At 31.7% G+C, this 13,583-nt stretch carries 18 protein-coding genes; 2 read left to right on the top strand and 16 right to left on the bottom strand.

Translation table 11 applies throughout. From position 1 onward, the window contains the following. Positions 1-67: 67 nt before the first annotated feature. The 3 genes from CN692_RS13610 to CN692_RS13600 form a co-directional block, all read right to left on the bottom strand. A complete protein-coding gene (locus CN692_RS13610; RefSeq protein WP_098119715.1) occupies positions 68-451 on the bottom strand; it encodes a glyoxalase superfamily protein in 384 nt (127 codons plus the stop codon). A gap of 27 nt (positions 452-478) precedes the next feature. After that, entirely contained in the window at positions 479-994 is a 516-nt protein-coding gene (locus CN692_RS13605) for a nucleotidyltransferase domain-containing protein (protein WP_257144031.1), read from the bottom strand. 242 nt (positions 995-1,236) lie between these two features. After that, the gene (locus tag CN692_RS13600; RefSeq protein WP_098119713.1) at positions 1,237-2,706 is read right to left on the bottom strand and encodes a SulP family inorganic anion transporter; all 1,470 of its coding nucleotides are present in this window, start codon (positions 2,704-2,706) and stop codon (positions 1,237-1,239) included. Positions 2,707-2,857: 151 nt separating this feature from the next. Between CN692_RS13600 and CN692_RS13595 the strand changes: the two genes are divergently transcribed. Continuing rightward, complete coding sequence (locus CN692_RS13595) at positions 2,858-3,400, top strand: recombinase family protein (RefSeq protein WP_098119712.1); 543 nt, start codon at positions 2,858-2,860, stop codon at positions 3,398-3,400. 26 nt (positions 3,401-3,426) lie between these two features. Here the strand turns inward: CN692_RS13595 and CN692_RS13590 are convergent, their stop codons facing one another. Together CN692_RS13590 and CN692_RS13585 are read right to left on the bottom strand one after the other, a co-directional pair. Further along, on the bottom strand, positions 3,427-3,612 hold the full coding sequence (locus CN692_RS13590) for a hypothetical protein (protein WP_098119711.1): 186 nt from the start codon (positions 3,610-3,612) through the stop codon (positions 3,427-3,429). Positions 3,613-3,766: 154 nt separating this feature from the next. After that, the gene (locus tag CN692_RS13585; RefSeq protein ID WP_098119710.1) at positions 3,767-4,192 is read right to left on the bottom strand and encodes an RDD family protein; all 426 of its coding nucleotides are present in this window, start codon (positions 4,190-4,192) and stop codon (positions 3,767-3,769) included. A gap of 266 nt (positions 4,193-4,458) precedes the next feature. On the opposite strand from CN692_RS13585, the gene CN692_RS13580 reads away from it, so the two are divergent. Beyond that, positions 4,459-5,199, top strand: coding sequence for a divergent polysaccharide deacetylase family protein (locus CN692_RS13580; protein ID WP_373604951.1), 741 nt, complete (start codon positions 4,459-4,461; stop codon positions 5,197-5,199). 130 nt (positions 5,200-5,329) lie between these two features. On the opposite strand, the gene CN692_RS13575 is transcribed toward CN692_RS13580, so the two are convergent. The 11 genes from CN692_RS13575 to CN692_RS13525 all read right to left on the bottom strand — a co-directional run bounded on the left by CN692_RS13575 (position 5,330) and on the right by CN692_RS13525 (position 13,503). Further along, positions 5,330-5,851 carry a shikimate kinase gene (locus CN692_RS13575; protein WP_098119708.1) on the bottom strand — a complete coding sequence of 174 codons (522 nt, stop codon included), beginning with the start codon at positions 5,849-5,851 and terminating at the stop codon, positions 5,330-5,332. Positions 5,852-5,974: 123 nt separating this feature from the next. After that, positions 5,975-6,766 carry a phosphotransferase gene (locus tag CN692_RS13570; RefSeq protein ID WP_098119707.1) on the bottom strand — a complete coding sequence of 264 codons (792 nt, stop codon included), beginning with the start codon at positions 6,764-6,766 and terminating at the stop codon, positions 5,975-5,977. A gap of 253 nt (positions 6,767-7,019) precedes the next feature. Next, the gene (locus tag CN692_RS13565; RefSeq protein ID WP_098119706.1) at positions 7,020-8,039 is read right to left on the bottom strand and encodes an anti sigma factor C-terminal domain-containing protein; all 1,020 of its coding nucleotides are present in this window, start codon (positions 8,037-8,039) and stop codon (positions 7,020-7,022) included. Then, positions 8,029-8,532 (bottom strand): sigma-70 family RNA polymerase sigma factor, encoded by a 504-nt coding sequence (locus CN692_RS13560; RefSeq protein WP_098119705.1) that lies wholly within the window; start codon positions 8,530-8,532, stop codon positions 8,029-8,031. Before CN692_RS13560 ends, CN692_RS13565 begins: the two co-directional genes overlap by 11 nt. Positions 8,533-8,891: 359 nt before the next feature. Then, positions 8,892-9,263 (bottom strand): iron chaperone, encoded by a 372-nt coding sequence (locus CN692_RS13555; protein WP_098119704.1) that lies wholly within the window; start codon positions 9,261-9,263, stop codon positions 8,892-8,894. 76 nt (positions 9,264-9,339) lie between these two features. Next, a complete protein-coding gene (locus CN692_RS13550) occupies positions 9,340-9,615 on the bottom strand; it encodes a DUF4190 domain-containing protein (protein WP_098119703.1) in 276 nt (91 codons plus the stop codon). 190 nt (positions 9,616-9,805) lie between these two features. Beyond that, complete coding sequence (locus CN692_RS13545; protein WP_098119702.1) at positions 9,806-10,492, bottom strand: diphthine--ammonia ligase; 687 nt, start codon at positions 10,490-10,492, stop codon at positions 9,806-9,808. Between the two features lie 76 nt (positions 10,493-10,568). Then, on the bottom strand, positions 10,569-11,192 hold the full coding sequence (locus CN692_RS13540; RefSeq protein WP_098119701.1) for a hypothetical protein: 624 nt from the start codon (positions 11,190-11,192) through the stop codon (positions 10,569-10,571). Between the two features lie 91 nt (positions 11,193-11,283). Continuing rightward, entirely contained in the window at positions 11,284-11,853 is a 570-nt protein-coding gene (locus tag CN692_RS13535; RefSeq protein WP_098119700.1) for a GNAT family N-acetyltransferase, read from the bottom strand. Positions 11,854-12,050: 197 nt separating this feature from the next. Next, positions 12,051-12,578: a dihydrofolate reductase family protein gene (locus CN692_RS13530; protein ID WP_098119699.1), complete on the bottom strand. Its 528-nt coding sequence runs from the start codon at positions 12,576-12,578 to the stop codon at positions 12,051-12,053. A 205-nt stretch (positions 12,579-12,783) separates the two neighbouring features. Continuing rightward, a complete protein-coding gene (locus CN692_RS13525; RefSeq protein WP_098119698.1) occupies positions 12,784-13,503 on the bottom strand; it encodes a metallophosphoesterase family protein in 720 nt (239 codons plus the stop codon). Positions 13,504-13,583: the final 80 nt, after the last annotated feature.

Raw genomic sequence — 13,583 nt, 5'->3', positions numbered from 1 at the left:
AGGATTAGCTAGATTAATCTCTAAGCCAATCCTCTTTATTTATAAGGCTTATGTTGAAAATTTCTCTCTATTCTTTTATGTTCTCGAAAAACACAATCCTATTACCGAATGGATCTCCTACGCATACCTCACGAGTATTCCAAGGTGTTGTTTCGATTCCCGGACGTGCATATTTGTATTTCTTCGATAATAGTTTCGAGTGATATACGTCTAAGTTTCCTACCTCAATTCTAATTGCAGCCCCAGGACTGCAATCTCCATGATGCTCAGAAAGATGTACTATACAATTGTTAAATGAAATTTGCATATACAAAGGAAAATCATCTTCAAATCGATGCTCCCAATCGATAGCAAACTCTAAAAATGATAGATAAAATTCTTTTGCTTTTTCTTCGTCAAAAATACGGAGGATTGGTGTAGGGCTTTTCATTGTTATTTCTGAAGTACTCATTAATTACATCACCTTTTCTTAAATTATTTAGTTTTTTGAATCAATGATATCTTGAATAATTTTCATACTTTCAATATCTTTTGGTCGAAGTTTGCGTCCAGTGCCTTTTTCATAAACCTTTTTTTCTTCAAGTAACTGGAGTGGATTTAAAACAGCAATGGAAATCCCGTTTAATTGATACTTATGTTCTGATAGAGAATCTTTGTGCCATTCCCAGTCTGGAAAACCATTCGCAATGACGTTACCTTCGTTTGAAATTTTTGCAAAAATAAAATTTACATCTAGATCGTTCTTCTGAAAATCTGTCTGAAGTAGGCTAACTGGTTTTTTCTCAAAACCAGCATTAACCATTGACTTCTCAATGTTTTCGCGATGTTGAATTAAACTCACTAAATCAATATCTGAGTGTTCACGAGTAACTTTTCCAAGTAGAAAATCAATTGCCCACCCGCCACGTAACCATATTTTATAGTTGTGAGATCGACAGATTCTATTAATTTCATCTAATATTTTCAATTGGCTATTAACTAAACTAAAGTTCATATTTAACACACCTTTTTTAATCATATTTATAGGTTTCTACTTTCGAGCTTACTTACCTTCTAGCATTAACCTGATTTTTCACAAAAAAATAAGCTGTATTAGACAGCTTTTAACAAAAAGAATTTGATTACACTACTATATTAATCATTCCAAATTAGAGGTTTATAGATTTACAGTATTTTTTCGAAACAAGCCAAATATAAACAAATAAAAAGCTTCTTCAAAAATGAAGAAGCCATTTCTTATTGCCCAATATTTTCGTTTATTCCACTTGGTTTATTAAATAAAGCTATCGAATCGACAATTGATTTACTAGCGGGATTTAAACCAATAATATTTGTTTTTATATCATTTTCGTGGAATTTAATCACAATTTTATCTATTGCTGATACACCTGAATCATCCCAAATATGTGCCTTAGATAAGTCAACATCTACTGTTTTCACTTCATCTTTAAAATTAAAAGCTGCAACAAAATCAGTAACTGATGCAAAAAATAGTTGACCTTCTACTTTATAAACTCGCTTATTTGCTTCAAGTTGAGTAGTTATTTTTACTTTTGAGATTTTTGCTGCAAAGAAAACAGCACTTAATATAATCCCTATAATAACACCAATTGCTAAATTATGAGTTGATACTACCGCTCCAACTGTTACAACCATAACAGCTGCATCTGTTTTTGGCAGTTTTGTTAATGTTTTTAGAGATGACCAATCAAATGTACTAATCGATACCATGACCATAACTGAAACTAGAGCTGCAAGAGGTATTTGAACAACTAACTTGTTTAATACCATAATTAAAAACATTAAAAAGGAACCAGCGACAAATGTGGATAATCTACTTCGACCACCTGATTTCACATTAATTACCGATTGTCCGATCATTGCACAACCAGCCATTCCGCCGAATAGTCCATTGACAATATTCGCAATTCCTTGACCTTTAGATTCCAAATTTTTATTACTTGTCGTATCTGTCAGATCATCAACTATTTGTGCTGTTAATAATGATTCAATTAAACCGACTAAAGCTAAAGAAATTGCATAAGGCAAAATAATCTTAACCGTTTCAAAACTAAGTGGCACATTCGGTAAAATAAAGCTTGGCAGCGAACCTGAAATATTCCCCATGTCTCCAACTTTATTTACATCACTTCCACTAAAAATTGCAATTAAACTAATTGTAATGATCGCTACTAACGGTGATGGTATTACCTTTGTAATTTTTGGAAACAAATAGATTACAACTAATCCACCAGCAACCATGGCATACATTTGCCAAGACTGACCAACAAAATAAGTTAATTGAGCCATAAAAATTAAAATTGCTAACGAATTTACAAAGCCTGTCATAACGGATCGAGGAATAAATTTTACTAATTTACCAATTCCTAGAAAACCTAGAATCACTTGAATGATTCCTGTTAAAATAGTTGCTGCAAGCATATACTCTATACCATATTTTTTTACTAAACCAGCTAATACAAGAGCCATAGCTCCAGTAGCTGCTGAAATCATCCCCGGACGGCCTCCAACAAATGAAATGACAACAGCAATACAAAATGAAGCATATAATCCAATTATTGGGTCGACACCTGCAATAATGGAAAATCCAATTGCTTCAGGAATTAGAGCTAAAGCAACAACAATCCCAGCTAAAATATCAGCTCTAATATTAGAAAACCATTCTTTCTTAATTTTTTCTATCAATTAACGTACACCCCATATCTATTTTTGCACTTAAAGTTCGATGCCGATTATCTAAAAAATAGTCTAACACCATTTTTCCCAAAAAGGAACCTTTTTTGGGAATATCGTATGGTATGATATGATAAACACCATAATAGTTAGGAGATTATGTATGTTAATTGGATATATGCGACCAAATCAAGAAGATCCAACATGCGAAGAACAACTAGTTCAATTGAAACAATTAAATTGTAAAAAAATAATATCAGAAGACCATTCATCTGCAAAAAATAGAACTCAACTGGAGACAATCTTAACTAACCTAAAACAAGATGATAAAATTGTTATTTCAAAACTCTTTGCAATTGCAGATTCAACCCGCCATCTTGTAGAAATATTAGAAGTGATCGATTCTAAAGGGGCTTATTTACAGTCATATAAAGAAAAAATTGATACGAGTCTTAAAGCTGGCTACGCTTTTATTGATATCGTCAAGCATTTGCTTACTTTTCAAAGTGATCTAATCAGTGAAAATACAAAAAAAGGTTTATATGAGGCAAAACAAAAAGGTGTAACTTCAGGTAGACCTAAAAAGCCAGATGAAAATGTAAAGCGTGCAATCGTCATGTATCAAAGCAAAAAATATACGCTTGAAGAAATAAAACAAGAAACAGGAATCAGTAAATCTACATTATATCGTTATTTGGAGAATTAAAAATGACCTTGATTAAGGTCATTTTTTCAATTCGTGCCATCTTTTCCTATATCATTTATTAACTTTTTCACTTTCTCATTTGGACTCCAACAGTTAAATTTATAATTTGTTTTAGTCTCAAATCCCAATCGACTGCAATAATATTTCATTCCTTCTATCTTTTTCTCCGCTTTGAAATGCTGACATGTAGCACAGCAATGGAAATCTTTCATATATCCTCCTAATTCTAATTTAGAACTTTAATTTATTAAATTCGGTAATAATAATAGCTGTTCCTTTTAAGAGAGGAATTCCCATGACAAATTAAATTGAGTAGCCACTGGCTACTCAAGAAATGATACATTATATTCCGTAGTATTCAATCTATTAAAGTTCTACTGTATTTTGATCAGTAGATTTGTATACGACAAAAGTTTTAGCCAATTTATCATGTAGCCCTTTTTTCTTACGTGTAAAAGCAATCATTATATAACCGATTCCGAATGTAATTGTAGATAATTCTTGTGCTAAAATTCGGCCTACAGAATCGATCGTTGATAAGTTTTCACCATCTGATTTTTGAATGACTAAACCCATCATAAATTTCCCAATCGTCCCCCGTAAAGAAGTAATCGGTAGTACAAGTCGATAAATAAAAAACGACATGTAGTATGGCCATAAACTACTAGTAAATGTTAATCCAAGTATATTTTCAATAACTAGCTTTGCAATCCAGATCACTATACTAATTATTGCCCAGTCAATTAAAAACGCCCATAATCGAATCCAAAACCCAGCATGCTTTTGTTCCATAACCCTTGTTCATTCCCCTAAATTTATTTTTATAATTCTTACTAATATTTAATTTTAATTGTTTTTTCCTCTTTTTTACTGAGCACAAATTCACATTTCTACGGGCTTATTCTTCAAACTTGCAATTTTACTTAATAAATATTTTATCAAATTGTACTCTTTTCAACATTTTACGGTTATTTTCCATTTAATCACAGAAAATAGTAGGGTGTAGTAATTAATGTAAAGGAGATTTACCGATGAAGATTTGGATTACTTCTATTCTCATGGCTTTAGTTGTTTTTTCTACAACTTGCTCTTCTGTATTTGCTGAAAAAAATCATAAAGTTGCTATTGTAATTGATGATTTTGGTAATAACATGAAAGGAACTGAACAGATGCTTTCTCTGCCGATCCCGTTAACAGTCGCAGTGATGCCTTTCTTACCTTCAACCCAAAAAGATGCAACCGCTGCTCATAAAAAAGGCTATGAAGTTATTGTTCACTTACCAATGGAACCTAAAAAAGGTAAAGCAAGCTGGTTAGGTCCAAATGCTATTTTAACTAACTTAAGTGACCAAGAAATTCGTAAACGAGTAGAATTGGCAATTGATAACGTTCCATTTGCTATTGGGATAAATAACCATATGGGTTCAAAAGCAACCTCCGATGAAAGAGTAATGCGCATTGTTTTGGCGGTTTGTAAAGAGCGAGGATTATTTTTTTTCGATAGTAAAACAAACTATCGCAGCGTCGTTTCAAAAATTGCAGATGAGATTGGTGTACCAGTCATTGAAAACAAGTTATTTTTTGATGATTTATACACAATGAGCCACATTGAAAAACAAACTCGTTTACTATTAGAAAAAGTAAAAAGTGAAACAACTATGATTGCAATTGGGCATGTAGGAGAACCAGGTGAAATGACCTCAAATGCGATTAAAGAATACATACCTAAAATTAAACAAGAAGCAACTTTTGTATTTTTATCTGAACTTGTTGAAAATGTACCGATTCCACTTCATTAAAATTATTTATTAGCTTTACTAAACACAAAGACGATCCCTATTCAAATAAACTTCTATTAATTTTAAAAAGAGGATACCCCAAATTTACACTTTTGGAACATCCTCTTTTACGACCTTATGGATATGAAACTTAGTTAAAGTAATTTTCAATCTCATTTTTATTCGTTAAAATCAAGATTTTTTTATTGTAATTTCTATATAAATTTTTAAAAAATTTCGGTTTGCCTACTTCCTCAAAATATCGATTCCATTTAAACATTTTGAAAAATATTTTTAGAGTCGGCTTGTAATTTGATTTTTCTAATCTTAGCTTTTGTAATAAAAACCTTCTAATTATTCGATAAGTTCTAATGGAATATTTAGTATCTAAAAAAATGATTAACTCTGCATTTTCAAAACTATTAGCAACCCATTCTTCATTATGAACGCCTTCTACGATCCATGTATCCGAACTAAAGAGTTGTTCTAGATGTATTTCTCTTTCTTTTTCAGATCGCATTATATCTTTATGCCCATTTTGCCTTTTCCACACAACATTATCTAACTCATAATATGGAATATTTAATCTAGTAGCCATTTTTCTTGCTAATGTAGTCTTACCACTTCCAACAGAACCAATGATATGAATTTTCTTTGGTAAATTATTTTCCAATTAGATCACCACTTATCTTAATAACATTGAATCTATACTATTCTACTTAGTAGTTAAAATGACCTTTTTTAATTTATATATATAGTAAAGCAATCGCCATCCTTCATTCTAAGAATCCACTTTTTATTTCCACTCGTTACCGTGATTTCGAATGAACTTAATATCATTTAGATAATGCTCTAAGTGACCATCATCAATCATCTTTTGAAAAGCAACATCACCTTCATTTGCTTTTCTTTTAATTGTTTTACATAAACCTTCTATCCTTAACAATACCATCTTTAAATAATCTACTTCCTCTTTTTCACCGTAAGACTCAAAAAACAGGCTAACCCTTTGTTTTATGCGATCTGCATTATGTAAATGGCTATTATAAACTTCTTCACCATTTTCTGATAAATAAAATCTACTTAGTGGAACACATGTATAAAGAGTATAGGCTATGTCCCATAGTCTCGGGCCTGGTCCGGCTACATCAAAATCTATTATTCCAACTGGTTTTTCTCTATTAAAGATAATATTGTATCTAGCGAAGTCATTATGACATATTACTTCCATGTTCTTAGGAGTATTGTCAATCGGCTCCCAATCATCTGAAATTGGAAAATCACTTACAGCATTTTGATATAGACGGAGCATTTTAGCTATTTCTTTTAAGGAATCATCAGACCACATATATTCCTTTAAAGGGTCATTTCCAGCTTCCCCTTCAATAAACGATAAGACCTCTCTTCCTTTTTCATCAATGCCTAAGAACTTTGGTGCATAAATGTAACCCTTCTTCTCTAAATGTTTTAATAACTGATGTATTTTTGTACTTTCAGGCTTTAATTCGCGTCGCACAGTGTTACCTGAGCGATAAACGTTAGAAACATTTCCACCTGTTAGCTTTTCTTCATTTTCATAGTTTGACATTAAAAATCCCTCCTAAGGTTCACATTAAGAAAAATATCCAATGTTCCCTCTAAATATGGATTGTGAAAAATGAACTTCTTAATAACAGAATAAATGAAAGAAAAATAAGTGCTTTAAAAATATTTTTATATCTAACTCTTTTATATTATTATGTAACTTAATGATGCAATAATTAGTTTGATATGAATTAATTGGATACTTTAAATATTAAACTTTTAATGATCCAATCAATAGCTAATAAACTTAATTTATCTTAATATTTATCAATCGTTGCACCAAGTACAGAAGCGCGGATAAATTTTAAACTTTTAAATCTTTTTAATTCCTCCGCTGTACCTGTAACCACAGCACCGTTAAAACGAATTTCTCCATTTGTTTCTTTCGTATTTTCTTTAATTCCTAAAAGTGCTTCTTTCACAGAACTTTTATGACTGCCTTTTTTGCTTAATTCGTTCAATGTGCTCAGGAAAGAATTCACGCCATATTTTGCTGAAAGCGGTACTCCCCCAGAAAATGTAATTCCAAAAGCACCACCACCGCCTTTAGTTTTTACGTCGTCACTATCTAATACATTTTCCATATAGTCCATCTGCTTTTTGGATGATGTATCAACCCATAACCAATTGACGTTTTTGTAACCTAACTGCTTATTTAATTCCTCTATCGTCATAGGTTTATTAAAAGAAAGCGCTACTTCAATTAATTTGTTCTTATCTAAATCTGTAGCAATATCTAACTCATGAGGTAAGTATTCATAAGACAGACCTGGATAATAGAAATCTATTTTTCTTTCATTATTAAATTCGTTATAACGTACATACCGATGAGCTTCTTCATTAAGTGTAATGACTTCTACAGATCCACTTCCTTGATCAAGCGTTTTGACTCTTCCAAATAAAGGGATTCTTTCCATCTTTTTATCCCATAGAATTGTACGATCTCCTATTGTCTTGTATATCCTTGTGTCGGTTGTGACACTGAAAAGTTCGTAATTATTTACTCCTCCACTTATTGATAAATTTGCTCCATGAATTGTACTATATTCAGTATCCAGATTCGCCTCTAAACGTGAGTTTAATATGTTTGTACGCTTATTTAATATGTACTTACCACCGTATAGTAATGCAGCTAATAAGATCATTGTTGTAAGAAGCGTAATAAAGATATATTTAATCGTTTGTTTCCTTTTTGATTTTTTAACGACTTTCTGTAATGAGGAACTTGTAATAAAATCTATTTCTTCCTCTTTATTAATTCCATCCTTATCGTTCATAATTTGCCTCCTTATAAATTTTTTCAAGTTTTTTACGAGCTCTAAATAAATTTGTCTTAATCGAATTCACACTTTTGTCTAATAACGATGAGATTTCTTCATATGAAAGTCCTGATTGATACTTAAGAAGTAACAGTTCTTTAAAATATGGTTTTAATCGAGAAAGTGCTATCGAGAGTCCTTCGTTTCGCTCCTTTTCTAGAAAAATATTTTCTGGATTCTCAACTTCATCTGCTTCAAGAAAGATCTCATTGAAATTCAACTGAGATCGCTTTTGCTTTCGACATTGGTCATAATAATCGTTTAATGCAACTCTTATCAACCAACTACGAATTTTTGAAGTCTTAATAGAATCATAATAAAGTAGATATTTATAAGCAGTTTCCTGAACAAGATCCTCAGCATCCGATTTAGATACTCCTAATTTAATTAAGTACCTAAATACGACATTAAGTTCTGAATTGAGCTCGCTATTTTTATTTATGTCATCCATCATCGTCCTCCTTTCTGCTTACTAGACGAATACGAAACCAAAAAGTATACAAAATATATGAAAAAATTTCCAAAAATAAAAGAGAGCTTCTGAAAGCTCTCGAAAAATCGACGGATGCTTCTATTCAAAAATACATTCAGTATATTTGAATAGAAAATCCCAATACACTTCAAAAATAATTATAAAACTATCATTAAGTCTTATAATCACACACATTTGGCTCTTTTATTTTAAATGTGAACTTACAATATATCCTTTTTTGGAACCTATTTGTACGTAACTGTATGCTCTGCCACTTCCATAGCGATAAATCTCTAATTACACTACTAATAAATAATTGCGATAATATCTGTGTAACTTTATTTCCGCCAAAAAGTAGTTAATTCTGCTTTTTCTTGAATATTAAATTCAATCATTTTCTCAAGTAACTCATAATTGACAGGTTTTTTCCAAGGTATCCTAAACAAGCCTTTAGTAGCACTGTAACCAGCTTTTGCAATATCATCGGCAAAATGTACAATGCCCGCTTCTTCTGGTGAAACACTCATATGTTGCTTGGACGTAGATAAACCGATAATAAATGTGCCGTGATCAGAAAACATTGGTGTATTCCACTTGATTTGAGATTCTAGATTTGGGAACTTACCTGCAATCCACTCCAAAACTTCAGTTGTTCGTTCTCGGTGATCTGGGTTATCAATACCTGCTAAATACTTTGCAAAAACTTCCATAGGTTCCCTCCTAAATAATATGTAATTATGAATAGAATTTTTGATTTTTTAGTATTACTATGTAGTTCAAAACTCCTTAGAACGTCATGGTATCACTCATTGAATTGAAAGCGACTATACCTAAAATTAAGATTAAAATAAAAACTATTTGAATACATATTCCAACAATACTGCAAACTCTACCTGAGACAGCTAAACCTTTTCCCTTTTCGTTTGAATATTTAATTTCAGTTATACTTTTTTTAGAAATAAAAAGACCAATAATTCCAAGTATAAAGCCGATAATCGGTATTATTATCGATAAAACTCCTAATGTTAGTGAAGAAATAGATTTACTATTTGTTGTTCCCATGTCAAACTCCCCCTTTTATTATCCCAAAACAAAAACCAAAATATTATTTTCTTCTAATTTTACCTTAACATTTAAATTTTGTAATTTGGGGGAATTTCGTCAAATTTAGCATTTTTTTACAAAACCTCGTCCATTCAATTGAATATTTTAAAATTAAACGGCAGCATACATTTATTTCTAAGATCAAAATTTATACAAGCTCCAAAGGCAAATACGCATATTCTTCGTCTTTACTAATCTCACATTTTCTGACTTGGATGGCGTATTTAAAAATAGGACCGTCTATTACCGTCGTGTGGAACTCTCCACTTTCACCACACGGGTCAATTCCACGAGCTTCAAGTTCAGTTATAAATTCATGTGTTACTGTACGACCTAAATCTTCTTCTCTCATTCCTAACTTTAAATTAACGGTTACAACAATGGTAATAAATCCTAAATTTATAAACTCTTCGACTGCTTCACGATGGTTCATTCCCCATAATGGCATCCCAAGCTTTAAGCCTACCTTCTTTGTGAGCATGTCGTGCCAACAATCTTGAGTTGGCATATCCAAGTCCCCTGTAACTAATACTTCTGCCCCTTGATTTTTAGCATTTTCTAGTAGGTAGATAAATACTTTTTCGTAATCACTCCAGCTTGCTACTCCGTTATAGATCGGTAAACCAATTGACTTAGCTTGTTCACGAACAAGTTCAGGAGGCATTCCATGAGACCTAGAACGATTTCCTTCTTCTTCAAGCATGACAATTAAACCGACCGGATCGCCAACTTTCATAGCTTTAAATAAAGCGAGAACACTATCCTTTCCACCACTAAAAGATGTAATAAATTTGTGCCCAATAGCGTTAGTTTTCCAATTTTTTTTTTCAACCATATAATACTTTCCCTTCTTACTTACCTAAAAAATCCTTTACTGTAGCTTTTATGTATCGAACTTCAATAATCTATTATCATTCAGGTGGAATTTTATACGTTACATTTCCATCGCCATCTAAAAACTCCATCCGTGGAATATCGTTTTCATCCACTACCATTCTGATCCGAGGTTTACCTTTTGAATCTGATAGCTGAATGGTTACTTCACCTTTTGAATTTTTCCCCATAAATGCACGCTGTGTATTACCTTTCCAAATAGTCTCTAACTCTTTCTCTAGTTCCTCATCAGTTAGGTCAGAGTTTTGAATATCGCGTGTTCTTTCCATTAATTCTGGTAATGTCATGTTCGGTCGATCATAAACGGAAAACCCATAATGTCTTTGTCCGTTCTCATCAATATAATGCATTTGTACGACTTGATCTTGTTTATACTGATCAAAAGTTAATGAAGCATAAGATTCATAGTTTCCTTCATCATCCTTTTTACTGCCAAATATAAGACCGTCGCACTCATCGCCTTCCCCATTATAAAACATCAATCCTGCAATCGGGTCCTCTTGCCTATGCCCAGGAAGAATGTCTTTCCCGTCCATAATTGCTGGCGGAATATGATCATTATTAAATAAACGCATTCTTACCGTGCCATTTTTATCGACAATATTTATATTTTCAACATTAATATTCTTATAATCTTCCATTTAATTCTCCCCCTATACTCTACTACATAGGAGTTTCTAGCTTTTACTTAAAATTCCTTTTTTTTACAAAAACCAACAGATAATTAAACGATTAAACCCGACTATCCAACTCGATGATCTTATCTTTTTTAAAATCTTCCCATTCTTCTCTTAATAACCCCATACGAATAGAATCATAGTAATGTCCGTCATAGTAACGACATTTTCTCAATCTCGCTTCCATAGTCATACCCAATTTTTCACCAACTTTGATCATTCGATAATTTCCTGACCAAGTAGTATAACCTACACGCACCAATGGTAAAGTATTAAATAAGTGGTCTATCCAAAGTTTTAATGCACTAGTACCGTATCCACCGCTCCAGTATTGAGGGTCATATATCCCAATTCCCATTTCGAGCCAGTTAGAAGGTTTATGTTCCCAATAATAACTAACAATTCCAATTATTTTTCCTTCCACCTCTATAATCCACATCGAATCTTGATTCACAACCCGATCTTTTGTAGTTAAATATTCTTCAAAAGTCATAGATTTATGCTCATAATATGGTGCATCCCACTTTTTCCATTCTGGAGCTTTTTCTTTGAAAGTTAAAGTCCAAAGTGTATATAAGTCTTCTTCATTTATTGGTCTTATTTGTAATTCTTGTTCGATACGCAAGTTTATAATCACCCTTTTAATAGAATTTATATTATTTAAATTCCGTAAATTAAGATTGATTCCTTTATCTAATACAATACATCTTTTATTTCAAATTAAGTATTAATCCCTCAACTAATTCACCAAAAAAGGGCTGTATTATCAGCCCTTAATTTAGGTAAAAAATAATTATATTTTAGAAATCAAATTGATACTCTTCATTTCTTAACATAATGAAGCATTGCAAGTTGACCTAATTTTTCTACTTTCATTAATTTGTAGCTTTGCGTAATATTATCACCGCTATAAAGGGAGATACCCTTCCCTAAAACTATTGGTGCAATAGCTATCTGAAATTCATCAATTAAATTTTCTTTAAAAAATTCTCGTGCTAAGTTTCCTCCACCAACTAACCAAATGTCTTTACCCGGTGCTTGTTTTAAGTTTTCTACGAAAGTTTTAATATCTTCATCAATAAAAGAAGCATATTCATCTGATCCAGTTGTAGATTTTGAGAATACATAATTTTTATATGTGCTATATGGATAATCCATGTCAAATCCACGAACGACATCGTATGTACTTTTTCCCATAACTACAGTGTCAATTCTTTCTAATAGAGTATTGTAGCCAGAGTCTCCTTCTACTTCTGTTGTTTCTAGCCATTCTAAAGTACCATCAGGATTTGCGATATAACCATCAATTGAAGTACCTACGTATAAGATAATATTACGTTTGTTTTCCAAATTAAAAACTCCAATCATTAATGTTCGTATGAATCTAATTCATTCAATTACTAATTCATTTATCTAGTATTGTTGAAAATTTAATTAGTATGCTTTTTTGTTAGTTGCTTACATTTTCTATATTTGAATTAAGAATGTGTCAAAAAGTGAGATTAAAAATATAACCAGTAGGAAAAATTCAGTTACCCACTGGTTTTTATGTACATTATGAATTTCTATATTTTCCAAACATAATTTCATCATAATATTTATCTAAATAAGGTAAATCCAACTCTTTTGCAATCTCAATTTCAGCTTCTTGATCGTATTCTACCCTTACAAATTGGATTGAATTTGTGGAGTATGTTCCATCTAAGATTGCATATGAAGCTGTTGTTAGATCTAGTGAATTTCCGACACTTCCAACATTACATAAAATACCGTTTTTAAAAGTTTCTAGGAATGTTGTATGTATATCTCCATAAAAGACGATATCAGGTGATTGATCACTTATATTTGAATTTGTTATTTCACTATTTTCAAACATAGATAATCGTTTTTCTATTGGATGAAATGGTAAGATTCGTTCGAATTCACTTCTTGGTGAGGCATGGAAAAATCTTATTAATTGTCCATTTAATTCAAGATCTATATTAAATGGTAACGAATTAAGATATTGGTAATCATTTTCTGTTAATCTCTCTTTGAACCACTGTATAAAATCATTATCAGAAGGTGCCTGAATAAATACATCCCAATTTCCACGAACTACTTGTTCACAATTCTTTTGAATAAGCTCAATACAGGCTGAACCTTGAGGACCTTTTCCAATTATATCACCTAAGCAAAAAATTCGTTCGATTCCCCTTAATCTAATGTCCTTTAAAACTGCTTCTAATGCTGTTTTATTTCCATGAATATCTGAAATAATCGCAATTTTTGTCACCTGGCTCACCCCTACTCTCCATTTTTTTATGTAGTTTTTACAAAAACCTGTTAATGCTAGAAATAAATTTATTCATTAAT

The organism is Bacillus sp. AFS002410, from assembly GCF_002556365.1.
In the GTDB taxonomy this organism is placed as follows: domain Bacteria; phylum Bacillota; class Bacilli; order Bacillales; family Bacillaceae_G; genus Gottfriedia.
This window is presented reverse-complemented; position numbering and strand designations above follow the sequence as displayed.

Bases quoted from the DNA above. Each gene is read 5' to 3' on its own strand.
- CN692_RS13610 (WP_098119715.1), bottom strand. From the start codon at position 451: ATGAGTACTTCAGAAATAACAATGAAAAGCCCTACACCAATCCTCCGT.
- CN692_RS13605 (WP_257144031.1), bottom strand. From the start codon at position 994: ATGAACTTTAGTTTAGTTAATAGCCAATTGAAAATATTAGATGAAATT.
- CN692_RS13595 (WP_098119712.1), top strand. From the start codon at position 2,858: ATGTTAATTGGATATATGCGACCAAATCAAGAAGATCCAACATGCGAA.
- CN692_RS13590 (WP_098119711.1), bottom strand. From the start codon at position 3,612: ATGAAAGATTTCCATTGCTGTGCTACATGTCAGCATTTCAAAGCGGAG.
- CN692_RS13585 (WP_098119710.1), bottom strand. From the start codon at position 4,192: ATGGAACAAAAGCATGCTGGGTTTTGGATTCGATTATGGGCGTTTTTA.
- CN692_RS13580 (WP_373604951.1), top strand. From the start codon at position 4,459: ATGGCTTTAGTTGTTTTTTCTACAACTTGCTCTTCTGTATTTGCTGAA.
- CN692_RS13570 (WP_098119707.1), bottom strand. From the start codon at position 6,766: ATGTCAAACTATGAAAATGAAGAAAAGCTAACAGGTGGAAATGTTTCT.
- CN692_RS13565 (WP_098119706.1), bottom strand. From the start codon at position 8,039: ATGAACGATAAGGATGGAATTAATAAAGAGGAAGAAATAGATTTTATT.
- CN692_RS13560 (WP_098119705.1), bottom strand. From the start codon at position 8,532: ATGGATGACATAAATAAAAATAGCGAGCTCAATTCAGAACTTAATGTC.
- CN692_RS13555 (WP_098119704.1), bottom strand. From the start codon at position 9,263: ATGGAAGTTTTTGCAAAGTATTTAGCAGGTATTGATAACCCAGATCAC.
- CN692_RS13550 (WP_098119703.1), bottom strand. From the start codon at position 9,615: ATGGGAACAACAAATAGTAAATCTATTTCTTCACTAACATTAGGAGTT.
- CN692_RS13545 (WP_098119702.1), bottom strand. From the start codon at position 10,492: ATGGTTGAAAAAAAAAATTGGAAAACTAACGCTATTGGGCACAAATTT.
- CN692_RS13540 (WP_098119701.1), bottom strand. From the start codon at position 11,192: ATGGAAGATTATAAGAATATTAATGTTGAAAATATAAATATTGTCGAT.